At 73.9% G+C, this 15,658-nt stretch carries 15 protein-coding genes, 1 pseudogene and 1 riboswitch; of the genes and pseudogenes, 7 read left to right on the top strand and 9 right to left on the bottom strand.

What is annotated here, in order from left to right:
- On the top strand, positions 1 to 2,502 hold a 2,502-nt coding region (locus tag CCN44_RS17010; RefSeq protein WP_086698135.1), incomplete at its 5' end, for an alpha/beta hydrolase.
- Positions 2,503 to 2,523: 21 nt separating this feature from the next.
- Here the strand turns inward: CCN44_RS17010 and CCN44_RS17005 are convergent.
- Complete coding sequence (locus tag CCN44_RS17005) at positions 2,524 to 2,910, bottom strand: PPOX class F420-dependent oxidoreductase (protein WP_059246865.1); 387 nt, start codon at positions 2,908 to 2,910, stop codon at positions 2,524 to 2,526.
- 254 nt (positions 2,911 to 3,164) lie between these two features.
- On the opposite strand from CCN44_RS17005, the gene CCN44_RS17000 reads away from it, so the two are divergent.
- Both CCN44_RS17000 and CCN44_RS16995 read left to right on the top strand, forming a co-directional pair.
- Positions 3,165 to 3,995, top strand: coding sequence for an SAM-dependent methyltransferase (locus tag CCN44_RS17000; protein WP_059246864.1), 831 nt, complete (start codon positions 3,165 to 3,167; stop codon positions 3,993 to 3,995).
- 138 nt (positions 3,996 to 4,133) lie between these two features.
- A complete protein-coding gene (locus CCN44_RS16995; RefSeq protein ID WP_086698134.1) occupies positions 4,134 to 5,507 on the top strand; it encodes a S1 family peptidase in 1,374 nt (457 codons plus the stop codon).
- Between the two features lie 79 nt (positions 5,508 to 5,586).
- On the opposite strand, the gene CCN44_RS16990 is transcribed toward CCN44_RS16995, so the two are convergent.
- Entirely contained in the window at positions 5,587 to 5,772 is a 186-nt protein-coding gene (locus CCN44_RS16990; protein ID WP_059246862.1) for a hypothetical protein, read from the bottom strand.
- Positions 5,773 to 5,933: 161 nt separating this feature from the next.
- Here CCN44_RS16990 and CCN44_RS16985 point away from each other — a divergent pair.
- Positions 5,934 to 6,059, top strand: a pseudogene (locus CCN44_RS16985) (gfo/Idh/MocA family oxidoreductase); the annotation flags it as partial.
- Between the two features lie 16 nt (positions 6,060 to 6,075).
- On the opposite strand, the gene CCN44_RS16980 reads toward CCN44_RS16985, so the two are convergent.
- Entirely contained in the window at positions 6,076 to 6,771 is a 696-nt protein-coding gene (locus tag CCN44_RS16980; RefSeq protein WP_059246860.1) for a L,D-transpeptidase family protein, read from the bottom strand.
- Between the two features lie 222 nt (positions 6,772 to 6,993).
- Between CCN44_RS16980 and CCN44_RS16975 the strand changes: the two genes are divergently transcribed.
- Positions 6,994 to 8,382 (top strand): pyridoxal phosphate-dependent decarboxylase family protein, encoded by a 1,389-nt coding sequence (locus CCN44_RS16975; protein WP_086698132.1) that lies wholly within the window; start codon positions 6,994 to 6,996, stop codon positions 8,380 to 8,382.
- 3 nt (positions 8,383 to 8,385) lie between these two features.
- On the opposite strand, the gene CCN44_RS16970 is transcribed toward CCN44_RS16975, so the two are convergent.
- From CCN44_RS16970 to CCN44_RS16950, 5 genes are all read right to left on the bottom strand, one after another.
- Positions 8,386 to 9,183 carry an SDR family NAD(P)-dependent oxidoreductase gene (locus tag CCN44_RS16970; protein WP_059246858.1) on the bottom strand — a complete coding sequence of 266 codons (798 nt, stop codon included), beginning with the start codon at positions 9,181 to 9,183 and terminating at the stop codon, positions 8,386 to 8,388.
- Positions 9,184 to 9,235: 52 nt separating this feature from the next.
- On the bottom strand, positions 9,236 to 10,150 hold the full coding sequence (locus CCN44_RS16965) for an SDR family oxidoreductase (RefSeq protein ID WP_086698131.1): 915 nt from the start codon (positions 10,148 to 10,150) through the stop codon (positions 9,236 to 9,238).
- 114 nt (positions 10,151 to 10,264) lie between these two features.
- The gene (locus tag CCN44_RS16960) at positions 10,265 to 10,894 is read right to left on the bottom strand and encodes an MBL fold metallo-hydrolase (protein ID WP_059246856.1); all 630 of its coding nucleotides are present in this window, start codon (positions 10,892 to 10,894) and stop codon (positions 10,265 to 10,267) included.
- A complete protein-coding gene (locus tag CCN44_RS16955) occupies positions 10,894 to 11,982 on the bottom strand; it encodes an S-(hydroxymethyl)mycothiol dehydrogenase (RefSeq protein WP_059246855.1) in 1,089 nt (362 codons plus the stop codon). Before CCN44_RS16955 ends, CCN44_RS16960 begins: the two co-directional genes overlap by 1 nt.
- Before the next feature lie 155 nt (positions 11,983 to 12,137).
- On the bottom strand, positions 12,138 to 12,440 hold the full coding sequence (locus CCN44_RS16950; protein WP_059246854.1) for a hypothetical protein: 303 nt from the start codon (positions 12,438 to 12,440) through the stop codon (positions 12,138 to 12,140).
- Positions 12,441 to 12,612: 172 nt separating this feature from the next.
- Here CCN44_RS16950 and CCN44_RS16945 point away from each other — a divergent pair, with 172 nt between their 5' ends.
- Both CCN44_RS16945 and CCN44_RS16940 read left to right on the top strand, forming a co-directional pair.
- A complete protein-coding gene (locus tag CCN44_RS16945; protein WP_059246853.1) occupies positions 12,613 to 12,978 on the top strand; it encodes a nuclear transport factor 2 family protein in 366 nt (121 codons plus the stop codon).
- A gap of 93 nt (positions 12,979 to 13,071) precedes the next feature.
- Positions 13,072 to 13,152: riboswitch (ZMP/ZTP riboswitch) on the top strand.
- A 26-nt stretch (positions 13,153 to 13,178) separates the two neighbouring features.
- On the top strand, positions 13,179 to 14,027 hold the full coding sequence (locus CCN44_RS16940; RefSeq protein ID WP_059246852.1) for a bifunctional 5,10-methylenetetrahydrofolate dehydrogenase/5,10-methenyltetrahydrofolate cyclohydrolase: 849 nt from the start codon (positions 13,179 to 13,181) through the stop codon (positions 14,025 to 14,027).
- Positions 14,028 to 14,046: 19 nt separating this feature from the next.
- Here the strand turns inward: CCN44_RS16940 and CCN44_RS16935 are convergent, their stop codons facing one another.
- Positions 14,047 to 15,021 (bottom strand): CU044_5270 family protein, encoded by a 975-nt coding sequence (locus CCN44_RS16935; RefSeq protein WP_059246851.1) that lies wholly within the window; start codon positions 15,019 to 15,021, stop codon positions 14,047 to 14,049.
- Positions 15,022 to 15,658 lie beyond the last annotated feature (637 nt).

Below are 15,658 nucleotides of genomic sequence, written 5' to 3'. Positions count from 1 at the left end.
CCGCGGCCGGCCGCGGACGGGCACACCTTCCGGCTGCCGCTGGACGGGCGGCGGGCGGCGGAGCTGCGCGGCCTGGAAGTCTGGTCCGGCGGACGGCGGTTGGACGAGCGGGAGGCGGCCGGTGCCGCGTCGGCGGCCCGGTTGCCGGCGCCGCTGCCGGCGAACGGCGTGGACCCGGGCAAGCCCGGCGCGTATCGCACGAAGACCGGTGAGTACGGGCTGAAGTCGGTCCGGCTGCCGGGGTTCTCGGCGCCGGTGGAGATGCGCGCGGTGGTCGTGGCGCCGGTCGGCGCGTCCGGCAAGCGCCCGCTGGCGCTGTTCCTGCACGGGCGGCACTACACCTGCTACAAGGGCCAGGACATCGTCGGCGAGTGGCCCTGCAAGGCCGGCACCAAGCCGGTGCCGAGTCACCGCGGTTATCTGCGGGACCAGAAGCTGCTCGCCTCCCAGGGCTATGTGACCGTGTCGATCTCGGCCAACGGGATCAACGGTCAGGACTTCGCGGCGGAGGACGGCGGCGCGCAGGCCCGGTCGTCGCTGGTACGGCTGCACCTGGCCCGCTGGGCCGGCTGGGCCGAACACCCCGAGACCGCGCCGAAGGCCGTCCGGGAGGCGCCCCGCGCCGATCTGTCGCGGGTGCTGCTGGTCGGGCACTCGCGGGGCGGCGAGGGCGTCAACCGGGCCGCGCTGGACAGTCTCACCCCGCCGCCCGCCGAGCAGGACGGCTATCACGGCCCGGTGCGCTGGAACATCCGCGGCACCGTCCTCATCGGCCCGACCGTCTTCGGCCAGAACCCGGTGCCCGACGTGCCGTCGATGACCATTCTGCCGGGCTGTGACGGTGACGTCTCCGACCTCCAGGGCGAGGTGTACGTCGACGGGACGCGCGCGGTCGGCAACGGCACGGCGCTGCACAGCGCGGTGTACATGATCGGCGCCAACCACAACTTCTTCAACTCGGAGTGGACGCCGGGCCAGGCCACGGCGCCCGCCGACGACGACTTCTTCGACGACTCGGAGCACCGCGACGCGGTCTGCGCCAAGCGGGCCGCGACCCGGCTGACCGCCGACCAGCAGCACCGGGCGGGTGCGACCTACATCGCCGCCGCGGCGCGGCTGTTCGTCGCCGGGGACGACCGGGTCCGGCCGCTGCTCGACGGCTCCGGCAAGCGGGCCCCGTCGGCGGACCCGGCGCGGGTGCTCAGTCACGCTGTGGGGGCCCGCCGGGGTGCCGGGTTCCTGCCGGACGGCGGGGTGTCGGTGACCGGCGGCACCCTGTGCGCCGCGGTGGACCCCAGCCCGGCCAAGACCTGCCTGGGCACCGGAGCCAAGGGCGCCTCGCCGCACTTCGCGCTGTGGGAGACCCCCCGGGAGGCGGGCCGGCACGCGATCGCGCTGCGCTGGAACCGCGCCGGCACCCCGGCCCGGGTGACCGCGAAGCAGCCGGTGTCGCTGTCCGGTGCGAAGGCGCTGGCGCTGCGGCTGTTCGTGCCGCCGAACACGCGCGGTGCGCGGCTGGACGTGACGCTCACCGACGCCGCCGGCAAGAAGGCGAAGCTCGGCCGCGTCACGGTGGACGGGCTGCCCGGCAGTCAGCGGACCGCGTCCTACTGGGCGCGGGAGATCCGGGTGCCGTTGTCGGCGGCCGAGCGTGCCGGGCTCGACCTGGGTTCGGTCAAGTCGATGGAGCTGACGCCGCGTTCGGCCTCCGGCCGGGCCTGGCTGATGGACGCGTGGGGCTGGCGGCCCGGGACACCGGCGGTGCGGACGGACGCGCTGCCGCGCGTCGACGTCGGCCGGACGACCGTGGACGAGGGCGACTCGGGCGTGCGCACCTACCGGGTTCCGGTGAAGGTGACGGGCCGGGGCGGCAGCGGCCAGGTCCGGGTGTACGTGCTCGACCCGGCCACCGGCAAGGCCAAGGACCGGCTGGTGACGGTGCGTCCGGGCGGCCAGGACATCGACGTACCGATCGAGGTGAAGGGCAACACCCGGTACGACACCGACACGTCGTACGACGTGCTGGTGAAGGCGGTCCGCGGTGCGGTCGTCGGCTCCTACCGGGGCGGGATCACCGTCCGTGACGACGATCCGGCGCCCACGATGACGGTCACGCCCGTCGCGGGCGACGTGACCGAGGGGCAGCCGCTGAAGTGGCGGGTGTCGCTGTCGGAGGCGGTGGAGGTGGACATGGTCGCGCTCTTCCAGGTCGCGCCGGCCACCGCGCCGGAGCTGTCCACCAAGGACGTCCCGGCGCGCTGGCTGCGGGACACGACCGGGGAGAAGCCCGACCCCGGGCGTCCGCTGTCCAAGCTGTCCGGGCTGTATCTGTGGGCGGACATCCCGGCGGGTCGCACCAGCGCCGACCTCACCCTGCCCACGGTCAAGGACCAGGTCCGGGAGTCCAAGGAGTCGGTGCGGTTCCGCCAGATCGACATGCTCACCGGGGAGCCCAAGGCCGGCGGCCTGGAGCTGTCGGGTTCGGTGCGCGACGCGTCGTAGGACGCCGCGTCCGGGTGGCCCTCACTCTCCGAGGGTCACCCGGATGCCGACCGTGCCGTCCAGGCCGCGCCGGAGCCGGCTGCCCAGCAGGGTGAGGCGGCCGACGATGCCGTACTTGCGGGCGATGAGGCTCCGGTAGCGGGCGGTGGTGGCCGGGTCGGTGATCTCGGCGGTGGCCGGCGTCAGGTCGCCGGTGGGGTTGCCGCGCACGTCGCAGGGGCCGACGAGGACGTCGGGACGGCGCCGGATCCGCTTGACCTTGCCGCTGTCGGCGGCGGTCCACACGCCGAGCGTGCCGCCGTCCCGGACCACCCACACCGGGGTGGCGACGGGCGTGCCGTTCTTCCGGTAGCTGGTCACCAGCAGATACTTGCCGGTTCCGAGCCGGTCGAGCCGCGTGTCGTCCATGACCGCAGTCTAGGAGCCGGCCCGCCGCCCGGGGAGGCCGCACGGCACCGGCCGGACAGCCGCCGCCGTGGCGGGGCCGCCTGTGGTCCCGCGGGGCGCGTCGCGCGGCTCGGACAGGTCCGGTGCGGAATGCCGGGCCCGGTCGGCGGAGATCGACTCGGGCGTCTAGATTGCGTCCTGCACGGTGTGTTTCTCGTCAGGCGTCCCGCCCGACATCCGTCAGGCTTTTCTCAGGCATCCAGGAGCTGACCCACGTGACCGACAACCCGGCAGCCACCAACGACGTGGCCGTGTCGCTGCGCGCCCGTATCAACACCGGCCAGCCGCACACCGCCCGGATCTGGAACTACTGGCTGGGCGGCAAGGACAACTACGAGGTCGACCGCGCGGCCGGCGACCAGATCCGCCGACTGCACCCGGGCATCGGGGAGTACGCGCGCGCCGACCGGCTCTTCCTCGGCCGCGCCGTGCGTCACCTGGTCGGCGAGGTGGGCATCCGGCAGTTCCTGGACATCGGTACCGGCCTGCCCACCGCCGACAACACGCACGAGGTGGCGCAGCGGATCGCGCCGGAGTCCCGGATCGTGTACGTCGACAACGACCCGCTCGTCCTCGCGCACGCGCGTGCCCTGCTGACCAGCACGCCGGAGGGCCGTACCGACTATCTGGACGAGGATCTGCGCAACGTCGACGCCATCCTCGAACACGCGGCGAAGACCCTGGACTTCAGCGAGCCGGTGGCGCTGATGCTGCTCGGCGTGGTCATCTTCATCGGTGACGACGAGGACCCGTACGGCCTGGTGCGGCAGTTGACGGACCGGCTGCCGGCGGGCAGCCACCTGGTGCTGTCGCACACCGTCACCAGCCCGTCGATGCCGGACGTGGACGAGGCGGTGAAGTTCTGGAACGAGCACGGCACTCCGAAGCTCACGCAGCGCACCCCCGAGGACGTGGCCCGGTTCTTCGACGGTCTGGAGCTGCTGGAGCCGGGTGTGGTGTCCTGCTCGCGGTGGCGTCCGGAGGAGGGCGCCGGGGCCGAGCCGGAGGAGGTCGCCATGTTCGGCGGGGTGGCCCGCAAGGCCTGATCGCGCGCGGGAGCCGGCCGCCGCGGGTGAACGCCGCGGCCCCGGGCGCCGTATGGAGGTGCGGGCCCCCGGCGATCCGGGGGCCGCGCGGTGCCGGTCCGGGCAGCGCGGGTTCGGGTTCGGCTTCGGGAGCCATGCATGCGGCACGCACGACGACGGGTCGTCCGGCGAGTGACACGGCTGGCGGCGGTCGGCGGACTCGTCCTGGGAGGCGCGATGGTCGCCCAGGCGGCCGTCGCCGGCGAGACGCCGCCCGCCTCGGCCAGAGCGCTCACCGCCGCGGACGATCCCGGCGCCACGCTGGTGGCGCGGCTCGGCCCCGCCCGTACGGCGGGCAACTGGATCGGCGCCGACGGGCGTCCGGTGGTGGCGGTGACCGACGAGGCGGCGGCGCGCGCGGTGCGGCGGGCCGGGGCCCGGCCGAAGGTCGTGTCGCACAGCATGGACGAGCTGAAGTCGGCGACGGCGACGCTGCGTTCGGCGCCGCGGGTGCCGGGTACGGCGTGGGCGGTGGACTACCGCACCAACCGGGTGGTGGTGCGGGCGGACCGCACGGTGTCCGCCGGGGACTGGTCGCGGCTGACCCGGATCGCCTCGGGGATCGGCGGCTTCGTGCACATGGAGCGGACGAAGGGCACGTTCACCACGCGGCTGAACGGCGCCGAGCCGATGCTGTCGACGGGCGGTCGCTGCTCGGCGGGGTTCAACGTCACCGACGGGAAGTCGGACTTCATCCTGACGGCCGGCCACTGCGGGCCGGCCGGGTCCATCTGGTTCGGCGACAAGCAGGGCGGCCGGCAGCTGGGCAGGACGGTGAACAGCTCTTTCCCGGGCGGTGACTTCTCGCTCGTGCAGTACGAGGGCGGCAAGGCCGGGGCGGGTGCCGACGTCGTCGCGATCGGCGACGGCAGGGGCGTGCGGATCACGGGGGCCGCCGATCCGGCGGTCGGGCAGCGGGTGTTCCGCAGCGGCAGCACCACAGGGCTGCGCGACGGCCAGGTCACCGCGCTGAACGCGACCGTCAACTACCCGGAGGGGACGGTCACCGGACTGATCGAGACCACGGTGTGCGCCGAACCGGGTGACAGCGGCGGCCCGCTGTTCTCCGAGGGCATCGCGCTCGGCGTCACCTCGGGCGGGAACGGCGACTGCACGACGGGCGGGACGACGTTCTTCCAGCCGGTGACCAAGGCGCTGACCACGCTGGGGGTCCGGCTGATCGTGTCGGCGCCGGACGCGGGGGGCGCCCCGGGCGGCACGCCCTCCCCCGGGTCGTCGGCCGGGTCCCAGGGCGCGATGGCCCCCAGCGCGGCCTCTCCGGGCTCCTCGGCTCCGGTGACGGGCGGGTCGGAGGGCAGCACCCTGCTGGCGCGGCTGACGGACACCCGGAACATCGGGCCCGGGCTGCTGGTGATCGCGGGCAGTCTGATCGCGCTGGTCGCGACCCGGTACATCCGGGCCGAGCAGGACCGCAAGGCGTATCAGCGGTACTACTCGGCGACGTGGGGCTGACGGGACGGCGGTACGACGAGAAGGGCACCCGTGCGCTCACGGGTGCCCCGGGGGTTCTGCGCGGTGTGCGCGGGGTCGGTCAGGCCGCCCGGTGCGACTGCGGGACCGCGGCGGCCCACTCCATCACGAGGCGCTGGTACTCGGCGCGCTGCTCGGTGGTCAGTCTTCCGCCCGACCGGCGCCACAGGGCCCGGATCTCCTCGTTGACCTCCGCGGCCGATCGCTCGGAGGCGGCTTCAACAGTGGTGGACATGGTGTGAAGCATATGCCGCCCGGGGTGAAGACGCTGTGAGTAAGTAGCCGCGATACGGACATTTCGGACCGTGTTGCTCATCACGTCAATGTGTCAACCGGAACCGGAACTTCGGCATGAAGGGTGTCCTCGGTCACATCCCTCACGCTCGGGGTGCGAGCCACGACATGGCGCTGCCCGCGGTGCACGCGTGGGTGGCCGCCCGCTGCACCCTGCCGGGCGTCATCGCGCACGAGTCGGCACGGCAGGGCGGGGCGCGGCCGGCGGTCCCGGGCTCCGGGGACGCCCCCGGGGCGTGACGGGACCGCCGCGGGCTCAGGTGCCCGGCTTGCGGCCGTACACGAAGACGTCGTCGCCGTTCTTCAGCAGCGACCAGTACTTCTTGGCGTCCTTCGTGGTCATGTTGACGCAGCCGTGCGAGCCCGGCGGGTTCCACACGCTCAGGCCGACCGAGTGGAAGGCCTGGCCGCCGTCGAAGAACTGGCTGTAGGGCATCGGCACGTTGTAGATGGTCGAGACGTGGTCGATGTGCCGCCAGTAGATCTTCTTCAGGCCGGTGCGGGTCTCGTAGCCGTCGCGTCCGGTGCGCACCGGCACCGGGCCGTGGACGAGCCGGTTGCCGTCCTGGATCCAGCTGAGCTGGAGCGTGAGGTTCACGCAGGCGATCCGGCCCTTGTTCACCGGGCACTTGCCGTCCTTGTTCGGCTTGTTCCCGACGGCCTTCTGCTTGTTCATCAGGTCCATCACGCCCCAGGTGACGGGTCCGGCGTAGCCGATGCTGGGCGTGATGCCGTGCTTGGTCTGGAAGGCCTGGACGGCCTTGCAGTCGGTGACGGACTGCTTGCCGTCGACCGGCCGGCCCAGGAACTTCTCCACCTGCTTCTGGTACGGCCCCGTCCGCGTGGTGCAGCTCGCGGCCTGGGCCGGCGTCGCGGTCAGGGCGAGCGCGAGCGGCGCCACCAGTCCCGTCACGCCCAGTGCGACCACGCCTCGTCTGCGTATGACCCCCATGGCGGCCTCCCCTTCCCGGTGTTCCGTTCGTTCGCCCGGGCCTCCCCGGTGCTCCTCAGCGCGATTCCCGCGGTGTCGGACTACTAGACCCGGCGGGACACGGAAGGGTTGTGGTTCCGGTCAGGCTGTGACGAAACGGTGAACTTCAGGCCGTACGGCACTGTGCGCGGTCACACACCCGCTGCGGCCCGGCCGCGGGCGGTGCGGTCTACGCTGCGGCGCATGCACCGTACCCTCGCCGGTGATCTGTCCCGGCTCCCCGAACTGCTGCAGGCCGCCCGCGACCTCGCCGTCCGGGAGGTGGCGGGACTGGCCGAGCGGCCGGTCGCCGCGCCCGGCCGGGCGCCCGGGCGGGCCCCTCTCCCCGACGGGGGCGTGGGCGGCGACGGCGCCCTGGCCCGGTTCGCCGAGCGGTGGGCGCCCGGTTTCTCCGGCTCCGCCGGCCCGCGCTACCTCGGCCTCGTCACCGGCGGCGCGACGCCCGCGGCCGTCGCCGGGGACTGGCTGACGGCGGCGTTCGACCAGAACCTGTGCGGGGCGGGCGGCTCCTGGGCGCAGGAGCTGGAGCGGGAGACGGTGGCGTGGCTGCGCGAGCTGTTCGGGCTGGGCGAGGCGCACAGCGGGGCGTTCGTGACGGGCGCGACGATGTCGAACACGGTGGGGCTGGCGATCGGCCGGGAGTGGGCCGGGGAGCGGCTGGGCGTGGACGTCTCCCGGGCGGGCGCCGCCGCGCTGGGCCCGCTCGACGTGCTCTCGGGCAGCCCCCACTCCAGCATCGCGAAGGCGATGTCGATGCTGGGCCTGGGCCGGGACCGGCTGCGGCGGGTGCCCCTGCTGCCCGGTGGCCGGGAGGCCGTCGACGTGGCCGCGCTGGAGGCGGCGCTGGCCGAGCGGGCCGGCCGGCCGGTGCTCGTGGTCGCGAACGCGGGCACCGTGAACACCGTCGACTTCGACGATCTGCGGGCCATCGCGGCATTGAAGGAGCGGTACGGCTTCTGGCTGCACGTGGACGCGGCGTTCGGCGCCTTCGCCGCGCTCTCCCCACGGCACGCCGCGCTCGTCGACGGGCTGGACGCGGCCGACTCGGTCTGCGTGGACCTGCACAAGTGGCTCAACGTCCCCTATGACGCGGCCGTCCAGTTCACCCGGCGGCGCGATCTGCAGGTGGCGGTGTTCCACAACGCGTCCGCGTATCTCGGTCTGCCCGAGGACGAGCCGGAGTTCCTGCATCTGACGCCGGAGAACTCGCGCCGGCTGCGGGCGCTGCCGGCCTGGTTCTCGCTGGTGGCGTACGGGCGGGCGGGGCACCGGGAGATCGTGGAGCGCAGCGTGGCCCTGGCCCGCCGGCTCGGCGCGGGCATCGAGGCGCTGCCGGGGCTGCGGCTGCTGGCTCCGGTCCGGCTCAACGTGGTCTGCTTCACGCTCGCCGCGGACCCGTCGCGGGAGCGGGTGGCCGCGCTGGCCCGGGCGGTCGCCGCGTCCGGAGAGGCGTATGTGACGCCGACGGAGTTCGGCGGGGTGCCCGGACTGCGCGCGGCGTTCAGCAACTGGCGCACCACCGAGGCCGACACCGAGCGGGTGCTGCGGGTGCTGGCGGCGGCCTCGGGCTGAGGCTCAGGCGCGTCCGGAGCGTCGTACAGCCGCGCGGAAGCCGGTGTGGACGGCGGTGAGGCCGCCGTCCACCACCAGGGTGGTACCGGTGATCCAGGCGGCGTCGCGGGAGGCGAGGAAGGCGACCGCGGCGGCGATGTCCTCCGGCTCGCCGACGCGGCCGAGCGGGTACAGGGAGCGGACGGCTTCGAGGTCGTCGTCGCGGCCTTCCCACGCGGAGGTGCGGACCGTCCCCGGCACCACGAGGTTGACCCGGACACCGCGGGCCGCCGCGTGCCCGGCGAGGGTCCGCGTGAGCGAGCCGAGGCCGGCCTTGGCGGCGCTGTAGGCGTGGTTGCCGAAGTCGTGCAGTCCGTTGACGGAGCCGATGCTCACGATCGCCCCGCGGCCGGAGGCGGCGAGGTGCGGCAGCGCGGCCCGGCAGCAGCGGTGCGCGCCGGTGAGGGTGATGTCGAGGTCACGCGCCCAGGCGTCGTCGGGGTCCTCCTCGAAGAGCGGGGTGTCCGGGGTGCAGTGGGCGGCGCAGTTGACCAGCACGTCCAGCGCACCGAAGGCGGCGACGGCGCGGGCGACGGCCGCCTCGACGGCGGTGCGGTCGGCGACGTCGCAGGTGAACGCCTCGGCGGCCAGGCCCTGCCGGCGAAGGCCGGCGGCGGTCCGCTCTGCCTCGGGCAGGTCCCGGTCGGTCACCAGGACCCGGCCGCCTTCCTCGGCGAGCCGCCGGGCGACGGCCGCGCCGATGCCGCGGGCGCCGCCGGTGACCAGGACTGCGTGCTCTGCGAAGCGGGTCGGATCAGTCATGCGCCGACGGTACGGCGCCCCGGGCGCCGATTCACCGGTACGGCGCCGGGTTTCACCGGTATCCGGTGGCGTCCGCCGGCTTGCCCGCGTCCTGCACCTCGACCAGGTACCGCCAGGCGTCCGGCCGGCTGCCGTCGAGGTCGGTGAAGCCGTACTCCCGGGCGAGGCCGCCGCTGGAGAGCGAGCTGCCGTTGAACCGGGCCACGTCGGGGTCGGCGGCCAGGGCTGCGACGGCCCGGCCGGTGAACCGCGGGGTCTCGGAGATGGCGAAGTGGGGTTCGCGGGCCAGGGCGTCCCGCCAGTTCTCCTCACGGACGCCGTACGCCTCCAGCATGATCTCCGAGCGCATCCAGCCGGGGGTCAGGGCCACGGCCGTCGCGCCGCGCGGGCCGATTTCGTGGCCGAGGGCGAAGGCCATGCGCAGCACGGACGCCTTGGCGAGGTCGTAGAAGAAGTTCACGCGGTAGGTGTCGCGGTTGTACTCGGCGGTGCCGTCGGTGACCTCCACGACCAGGCCGCCGGGCCGGCGCAGCAGCAGCGGCAGCGCGCAGTGGCTGGTGACGGCGTGGGTCTCGACGGCGAGGCGGAGCAGCCGGAGCCCGTTGTCGAGGTCGTGCTCCCACACGGGGGTGTCCCACTCGAAGAGCTTCTCGCCGCCCCAGATGTCGTTGACGAGGACGTCGAGGCGTCCTTGCTCGTCCGCGATGCGGCCCACCAACTGCCGTACGGCGGAGGGGTCCAGGTGGTCGGCGGGTACGGCGATGCCCTGGCCGCCGGCCGCGGTGACGAGGTCGGCGGTGTCCTCGATGGTCTCCGGGCGGTCGTACTCGGAGCGGTGGGCGCGGGTGCTGCGGCCGGTGACGTAGACGGTGGCGCCGGCCGCGCCGAGTTCCACGGCGATGCCCCGGCCGGCACCCCGGGTCGCCCCGGCGACCAGCGCCACCTTGCCTTCCAGCGGTCCTGACATGTCCTGACTCCCGTGTGGTGCGACTGCTGTCGTCCCTCACTGTCCTCGGGAAGCCGGACATCTTCTGTCGGGTTTTACGCGCGAAGTCTCGTGTCGCGCCCCCCGGTGTCCGGCTCAGTGGCCGCGGGCGATCCACTCCTCCAGATGGGGGGCTTCGGCGCCGATGGTGGTGGAGTCGCCGTGGCCGGTGAGGACCTTGGTCTCCGGCGGCAGGGTGAGCAGGCGGTCGCGGATGGAGTCGATGATGGTCGGGAAGTGGGAGTAGGAGCGTCCGGTGGCACCGGGGCCGCCCTGGAAGAGGGTGTCGCCGGTGAAGACGGTGCCGAGGCCGGGGTCGTACAGGCAGACGGCGCCGGGGGCGTGGCCGGGGGTGTGCAGGACGGTGAGGTCGGCGCCGGCGGCCTCGATGACCTGGCCGTCGAGGAGATGCCGGTCGGGGTCGCGGTGCGGGTGGGTCTGCTTCCACAGCGGCAGGTCGTCGGGGTGCAGCCAGATGGTGGCACCGGTCAGGTCGGCGAGTTCCGGTGCGGCGCTGACGTGGTCGTTGTGGGCGTGGGTGCACACGATGGCGGTCAGGCGCCGGCCGGCGACGGCGCGGGCGATGGCCTCGGCGTCGTGGGCGGCGTCGATGACGATCACCTCCCGGTCGTCGCCGACGATCCACACGTTGTTCTCGACGTCCCAGGTGCCGCCGTCGAGGGTGAACTGGCCGGAGGTGACGAGGCGTTCGATGCGCGCGGTCATCACAGCACCACCACCGAGCGCAGCACGTCACCGTGGTGCATCCGCTCGAACGCCTGCTCCACCTGGTCCAGCTGGACGGTCTCGGTGACGAACGCGTCCAGCGGCAGGCGGCCTTGCAGGTGGAGGTCGATCAGCATCGGGAAGTCCCGGGTGGGCAGGCAGTCGCCGTACCAGCTCGACTTCAGGGCGCCGCCGCGGCCGAAGACGTCCAGCAGCGGCAGTTCGAGCTTCATCTCGGGCGTGGGGACGCCGACGAGGACGACGGTGCCGGCGAGGTCGCGGGCGTAGAAGGCCTGCTGGTAGGTCTCCGGGCGGCCGACGGCCTCGATGACGACGTCGGCGCCGAAGCCGCCGGTCAGCTCCCGGATCGCCGCGACCGGGTCGGTCTCCTTGGAGTTGACGGTGTGGGTGGCGCCCAGCGTGCGGGCCTGTTCCAGTTTGCGGTCGTCGATGTCCACGGCGATGATCTTCGCCGCGCCGGCCAGGTTCGATCCGGCGATCGCCGCGCCGCCGACGCCGCCGCAGCCGATGACGGCGACCGCGTCGCCCCGGCCGACGTTCCCCGTGTTGATCGCGGCGCCGATGCCCGCCATCACCCCGCAGCCGAGGAGGCCCGCGACCGCCGGGGAGACGGCCGGGTCGACCTTGGTGCACTGGCCGGCCGCGACGAGCGTCTTCTCGGCGAACGCGCCGATCCCGAGGGCCGGGGACAGCTCCTGGCCGGTATCGGCGAGGGTCATCTTCTGCCGGGCGTTGTGGGTGTCGAAGCAGTACCAGGGCCGGCCGCGCAGACAGGCCCGGCACTGCCCGCACACCGCACGCCAGTTGAGGACGACGAAGTCACCCGGTGCGACGTCGGTGACGCCCTCGCCGACCGACTCCACGACACCGGCGGCCTCGTGGCCGAGCAGGAAGGGGAAGTCGTCCGAAATACCGCCCTGTTTGTAGTGCAGGTCGGTGTGACAGACCCCGCAGGCCTGGACGCGTACGACGGCTTCGCCGGGTCCCGGGTCCGGCACCACGATCGTCTCGACCCGTACGGGCTCGTTCTTGCCCGGTGCGATCACGCCGCGTACTTCCTGCGCCATCGTCTGGCCCCTTCCTTCGATTGCCTTCTCCGCCGACCCTACGCGCGACCGATCGGTAGCGGGACGGACCAGGTGGGTGATCGTGGATCTTTCCGCCACCGCACAGCGCCGAGGGCCGCCCCCGGCGGGGACGGCCCTCGGCGCGGGAGGCGCGGTCAGTGGATGCCGGAGGCCAGACCGAGGACGGGCGCCGCGGGGGCGAGGACCTGCTCCAGCTGGTTCAGCTGGTTCAGCTCGCGCAGGTGCTTCAGCTCCTGCAGCTGCTGGCTGACCCGCGGGACGCGGTCCCGGTGCGGTGCGGGGATGTCACCGGCGGTGAGGGTGTCCAGCGTGCTCAGCGCGCCGAGCCGCCCGACGAGCGGTGCGCCGGTGTCCGCCGCGTGCGCCTGCGGTACGGCGAGGCCGGCGACCCCGGCGGCCAGTCCGACGGCGGCGACGATACGTCGTGTTGAGATCATGCCCTCAGCAACGGCCGCGGGCCCCGGCCGGACACGGGCGGCGGACCGCCCTCACCCGTGAGGCGGAGCACGGCGGCTGCGCTTGCCGTGTCCGCCGGGGCGGAGGAGTCTCGGAGAAGGGGTCCGTGCGGCCCGCTCCTGGCCGGGCCGCGGGCGCCTGAAGGAGGTCACCATGGGTACCGCGGCGGGGTCCGCTTTCGACACCGAGACACTGCGCCGGGCCATCGAGGGCAACACCGGCAACAACCTGCTGTCGCTCTACACGGACGACGCGGAGATCCGCATCGTCGACCGCGACAACCAGCCCAGTCACCCCACGGTCCTGCACGGCCGGGGCCAGATCGCCGAGTTGCTGGACGACATCTACAGCCGCGACATGACGCACAAGCTGGACCAGTGCGTCGTGCAGGGCGACCGCGCCGCCTACAGCGAGTCCTGCGAGTACGCGGACGGCACCCGGGTCCTCGCCGAGTCGATGGTCACCCTGCGGGACGGCAAGATCGCCGACCAGCTCATCATCCAGGCCTGGGACGAGTAGGCCCGGCCGGGCGCGGGCGGCGCGGCTGCGTCCGCGCCCGGGGCCGGGTGCAGGGTCGGGGTGGGAAGGTCGTACGCACGCTCGGTTACGCTGTACGCGGGCCGTGACTGGCGCTGAGGTGGAGCACCACCGGGGAGCGGTCCGTGGTGGTTGCCGCGCGCCTGGGCGAGGAGAGTCGATCCAGCTCAGGAGTGTGCAGCATGACCCAGGCCCGTCTGATGGACGGCACCGCGCTCGCCCGCCGCATCGTCGAGGACACCGCGCAGCGGGCCGCCGTCCTCACCGAGCGCACCGGTACCGCGCCCTGTCTCGCGACCGTGCTGGTCGGCGAGGACCCGGCGTCCGTGACGTACGTCCGCATGAAGCAGAACCGGTGCCGCAAGGCCGGCATCGAGTCCCGGCACGTGGCCCTGCCCGCGGCCACCACGACCGCCGAACTCGTCGGTACGCTGCGGGAGTTGTCGGCGGACCCCGGCGTGCACGGGATTCTGCTCCAGCACCCGGTGGGCGACCACGTGGACGAGCGGGCGGCGTTCGAGGCGATCGCGCCCGAGAAGGACGTGGACGGCGTCACCTTCGCGTCGTTCGCCACGATGAGCTTCGGACTGCCGGGCTTCGTCTCCTGCACCCCCGGCGGCATTCTGCGGCTGCTGGACGAGTACGGCGTGGACCCGGCCGGGAAGCGGGCCGTGGTGGTGGGCCGCAGCGCGATCCTCGGCAAGCCGGTGGGCATGCTGCTGCTGGCACGGGACGCGACGGTGACGTACTGCCACTCGCGCACCCGGGACCTGTCGGCGGCGGTCCGCGAGGCCGACATCGTCGTGGCGGCGGTCGGCCGGCCGCGGCTGATCCGCGGGCAGGACATCAAGCCGGGCGCGGTGGTCGTCGACGCGGGCTACAACCCGGGGAACGTCGGCGACGTGGACTTCGACTCGGCCGTGGAGCGGGCCTCGCTGATCACCCCGGTGCCGGGCGGCGTCGGTCCGATGACGATCGCCACGCTGCTGGAGCAGACCGTGACGGCCGCCGCCCGGCAGCTCGGGGCGTAAGGGGCGCGGGGGCGGGAGGTCAGCGCATCCAGGCGCTGTACTCCATGACGTCCCCGGCGTGCACACCGTACTCGGGGGCGTCCTGTCCGAAGGTCGTCTCCAGACCGAGGACGGCACCGGTGCGCGGATCGAGGATCAGCATCCGCCGGCCGCCCTCGCCCGCGTACACGTACGCCTGCCCCGGGCGGCCGAGGCGGTCCGTCACCTGCCCCGCGGGCCGCAGCCCCTCGGCGTCCGCGAGGACCCGCACCAGGGCCGCCGACTCGCGGGCCCCGAGCATCCAGTGGTCCAGCAACTCCCTGACGGCGTCCAGGAGTTCCGGGGTGTCCAGGGAGTCGGTGCGGGCGGTTTCGGCGAGGTAGGCGCGCAGGGCCGCCGGGGTGTGCGGCGGGGGTGCCTCGGGCGGGGCGTCGCTCCAGCTCGGCGGGTAGGTGGTCCGGCTGAGGACGTGGCCGTCGGCCACCGTGCGGGGCTCGCCGCCCGCGTCGGTGAGGACCGGGCGGCCGGGGTGGCGCGGGTCGGTCGCCACGACCAGTTCGGTACGGCTGTCGTCCGCGTGCCAGCGTACGACCCGCTCCTCGGGGAGGGTGACGGGCGGTGTGCCGTCGGCCAGGCCGAGGCTCCACGACTGCACGTGCGTGCCGCGGCGCAGCCGTGGGGAGCCGTCGGCGGCGGCAGCCGCGGCCAGTTCGGCCAGTTCCGTCAGCGGTACGGGCGTGGAGTGGGCGTGGACGGTCAGCGGCCGGGGCGCGGCGAGGGCGGGCCGGCTGTTGGGCCCGCCGAGCAGCGCGGCGAGCGCGGTCACCACGACGACACCGCCGGCGGCCAGGCCCCACAGCAGCCGGGCGCGGGGCGCGCGGCGCACCGGCCGGTCCTGGGCCAGCAGCCGCTCCAGCCGCCGCTCGGCACGGTGATCCAGCGGGCCGTCACCGAAGTGCGGGCCGTCCGCGGGGACCGGGTTGGCCCGGCGGAGAAGGTCGAGTTCGTCAGACATGTCGGGGGTCCTTGCGCGGGCATGCTTCAGCTGGGGGCACGGGGCGGGTGTCTCGCCGCCCGACACCGGCCGCCCCGACAGCCACCGAGCCGTCGGACCGGCCTCCCTCCCTCACCCGCTGCCCTGCGGGGCCGCCATCGGCCGACGGCTCCGCAGACCACGGACGGGACTCGCACCGCGGAACGGCGGACGGCGCCGTGGGCCGGAGAGGGGGTTCGGGTGAGGGGGCGACGGACGGTGCCGTGGGCCGCAGAGAGGGTTCGGGTGAGGGATCGACGGACGGTGCCGTGGGCCGCAGAGAGGGTTCAGGTGAGGGATCGACGGAGGGTCCCGTAGGCCGCAGAGGGGGTTCAGGTGAGGCGTCGACGGACGGTGCCGTGGGCCGCAAAGGGGGTTCGGGGACCGCATCGGCCGACGGCCCCGCAGGGCGCGGGCCGGGCCCGGACGACGCGCCCTCCGATGCCGCCGGGAACCAAGGGCCGGGCTCGGCTGCTCCCGCAGCCGATCGTGCCGAAGACCGCGGACCGGACCCAGACGGCTCACCCACGGATCGCGCCGAAGACCGCGGGGCGGAACCAGACGGCTCACCCACCGGTCCCGCCGAAGACCGCGGGGCGGACCCAGACGGCTCACCCAC

The organism is Streptomyces tricolor (genome assembly GCF_002155905.1).
In the GTDB taxonomy this organism is placed as follows: domain Bacteria; phylum Actinomycetota; class Actinomycetes; order Streptomycetales; family Streptomycetaceae; genus Streptomyces; species Streptomyces tricolor.
The sequence above is the reverse complement of the archived record's forward strand: the minus strand, read 5'-3'. Positions and strand labels throughout refer to the sequence as shown.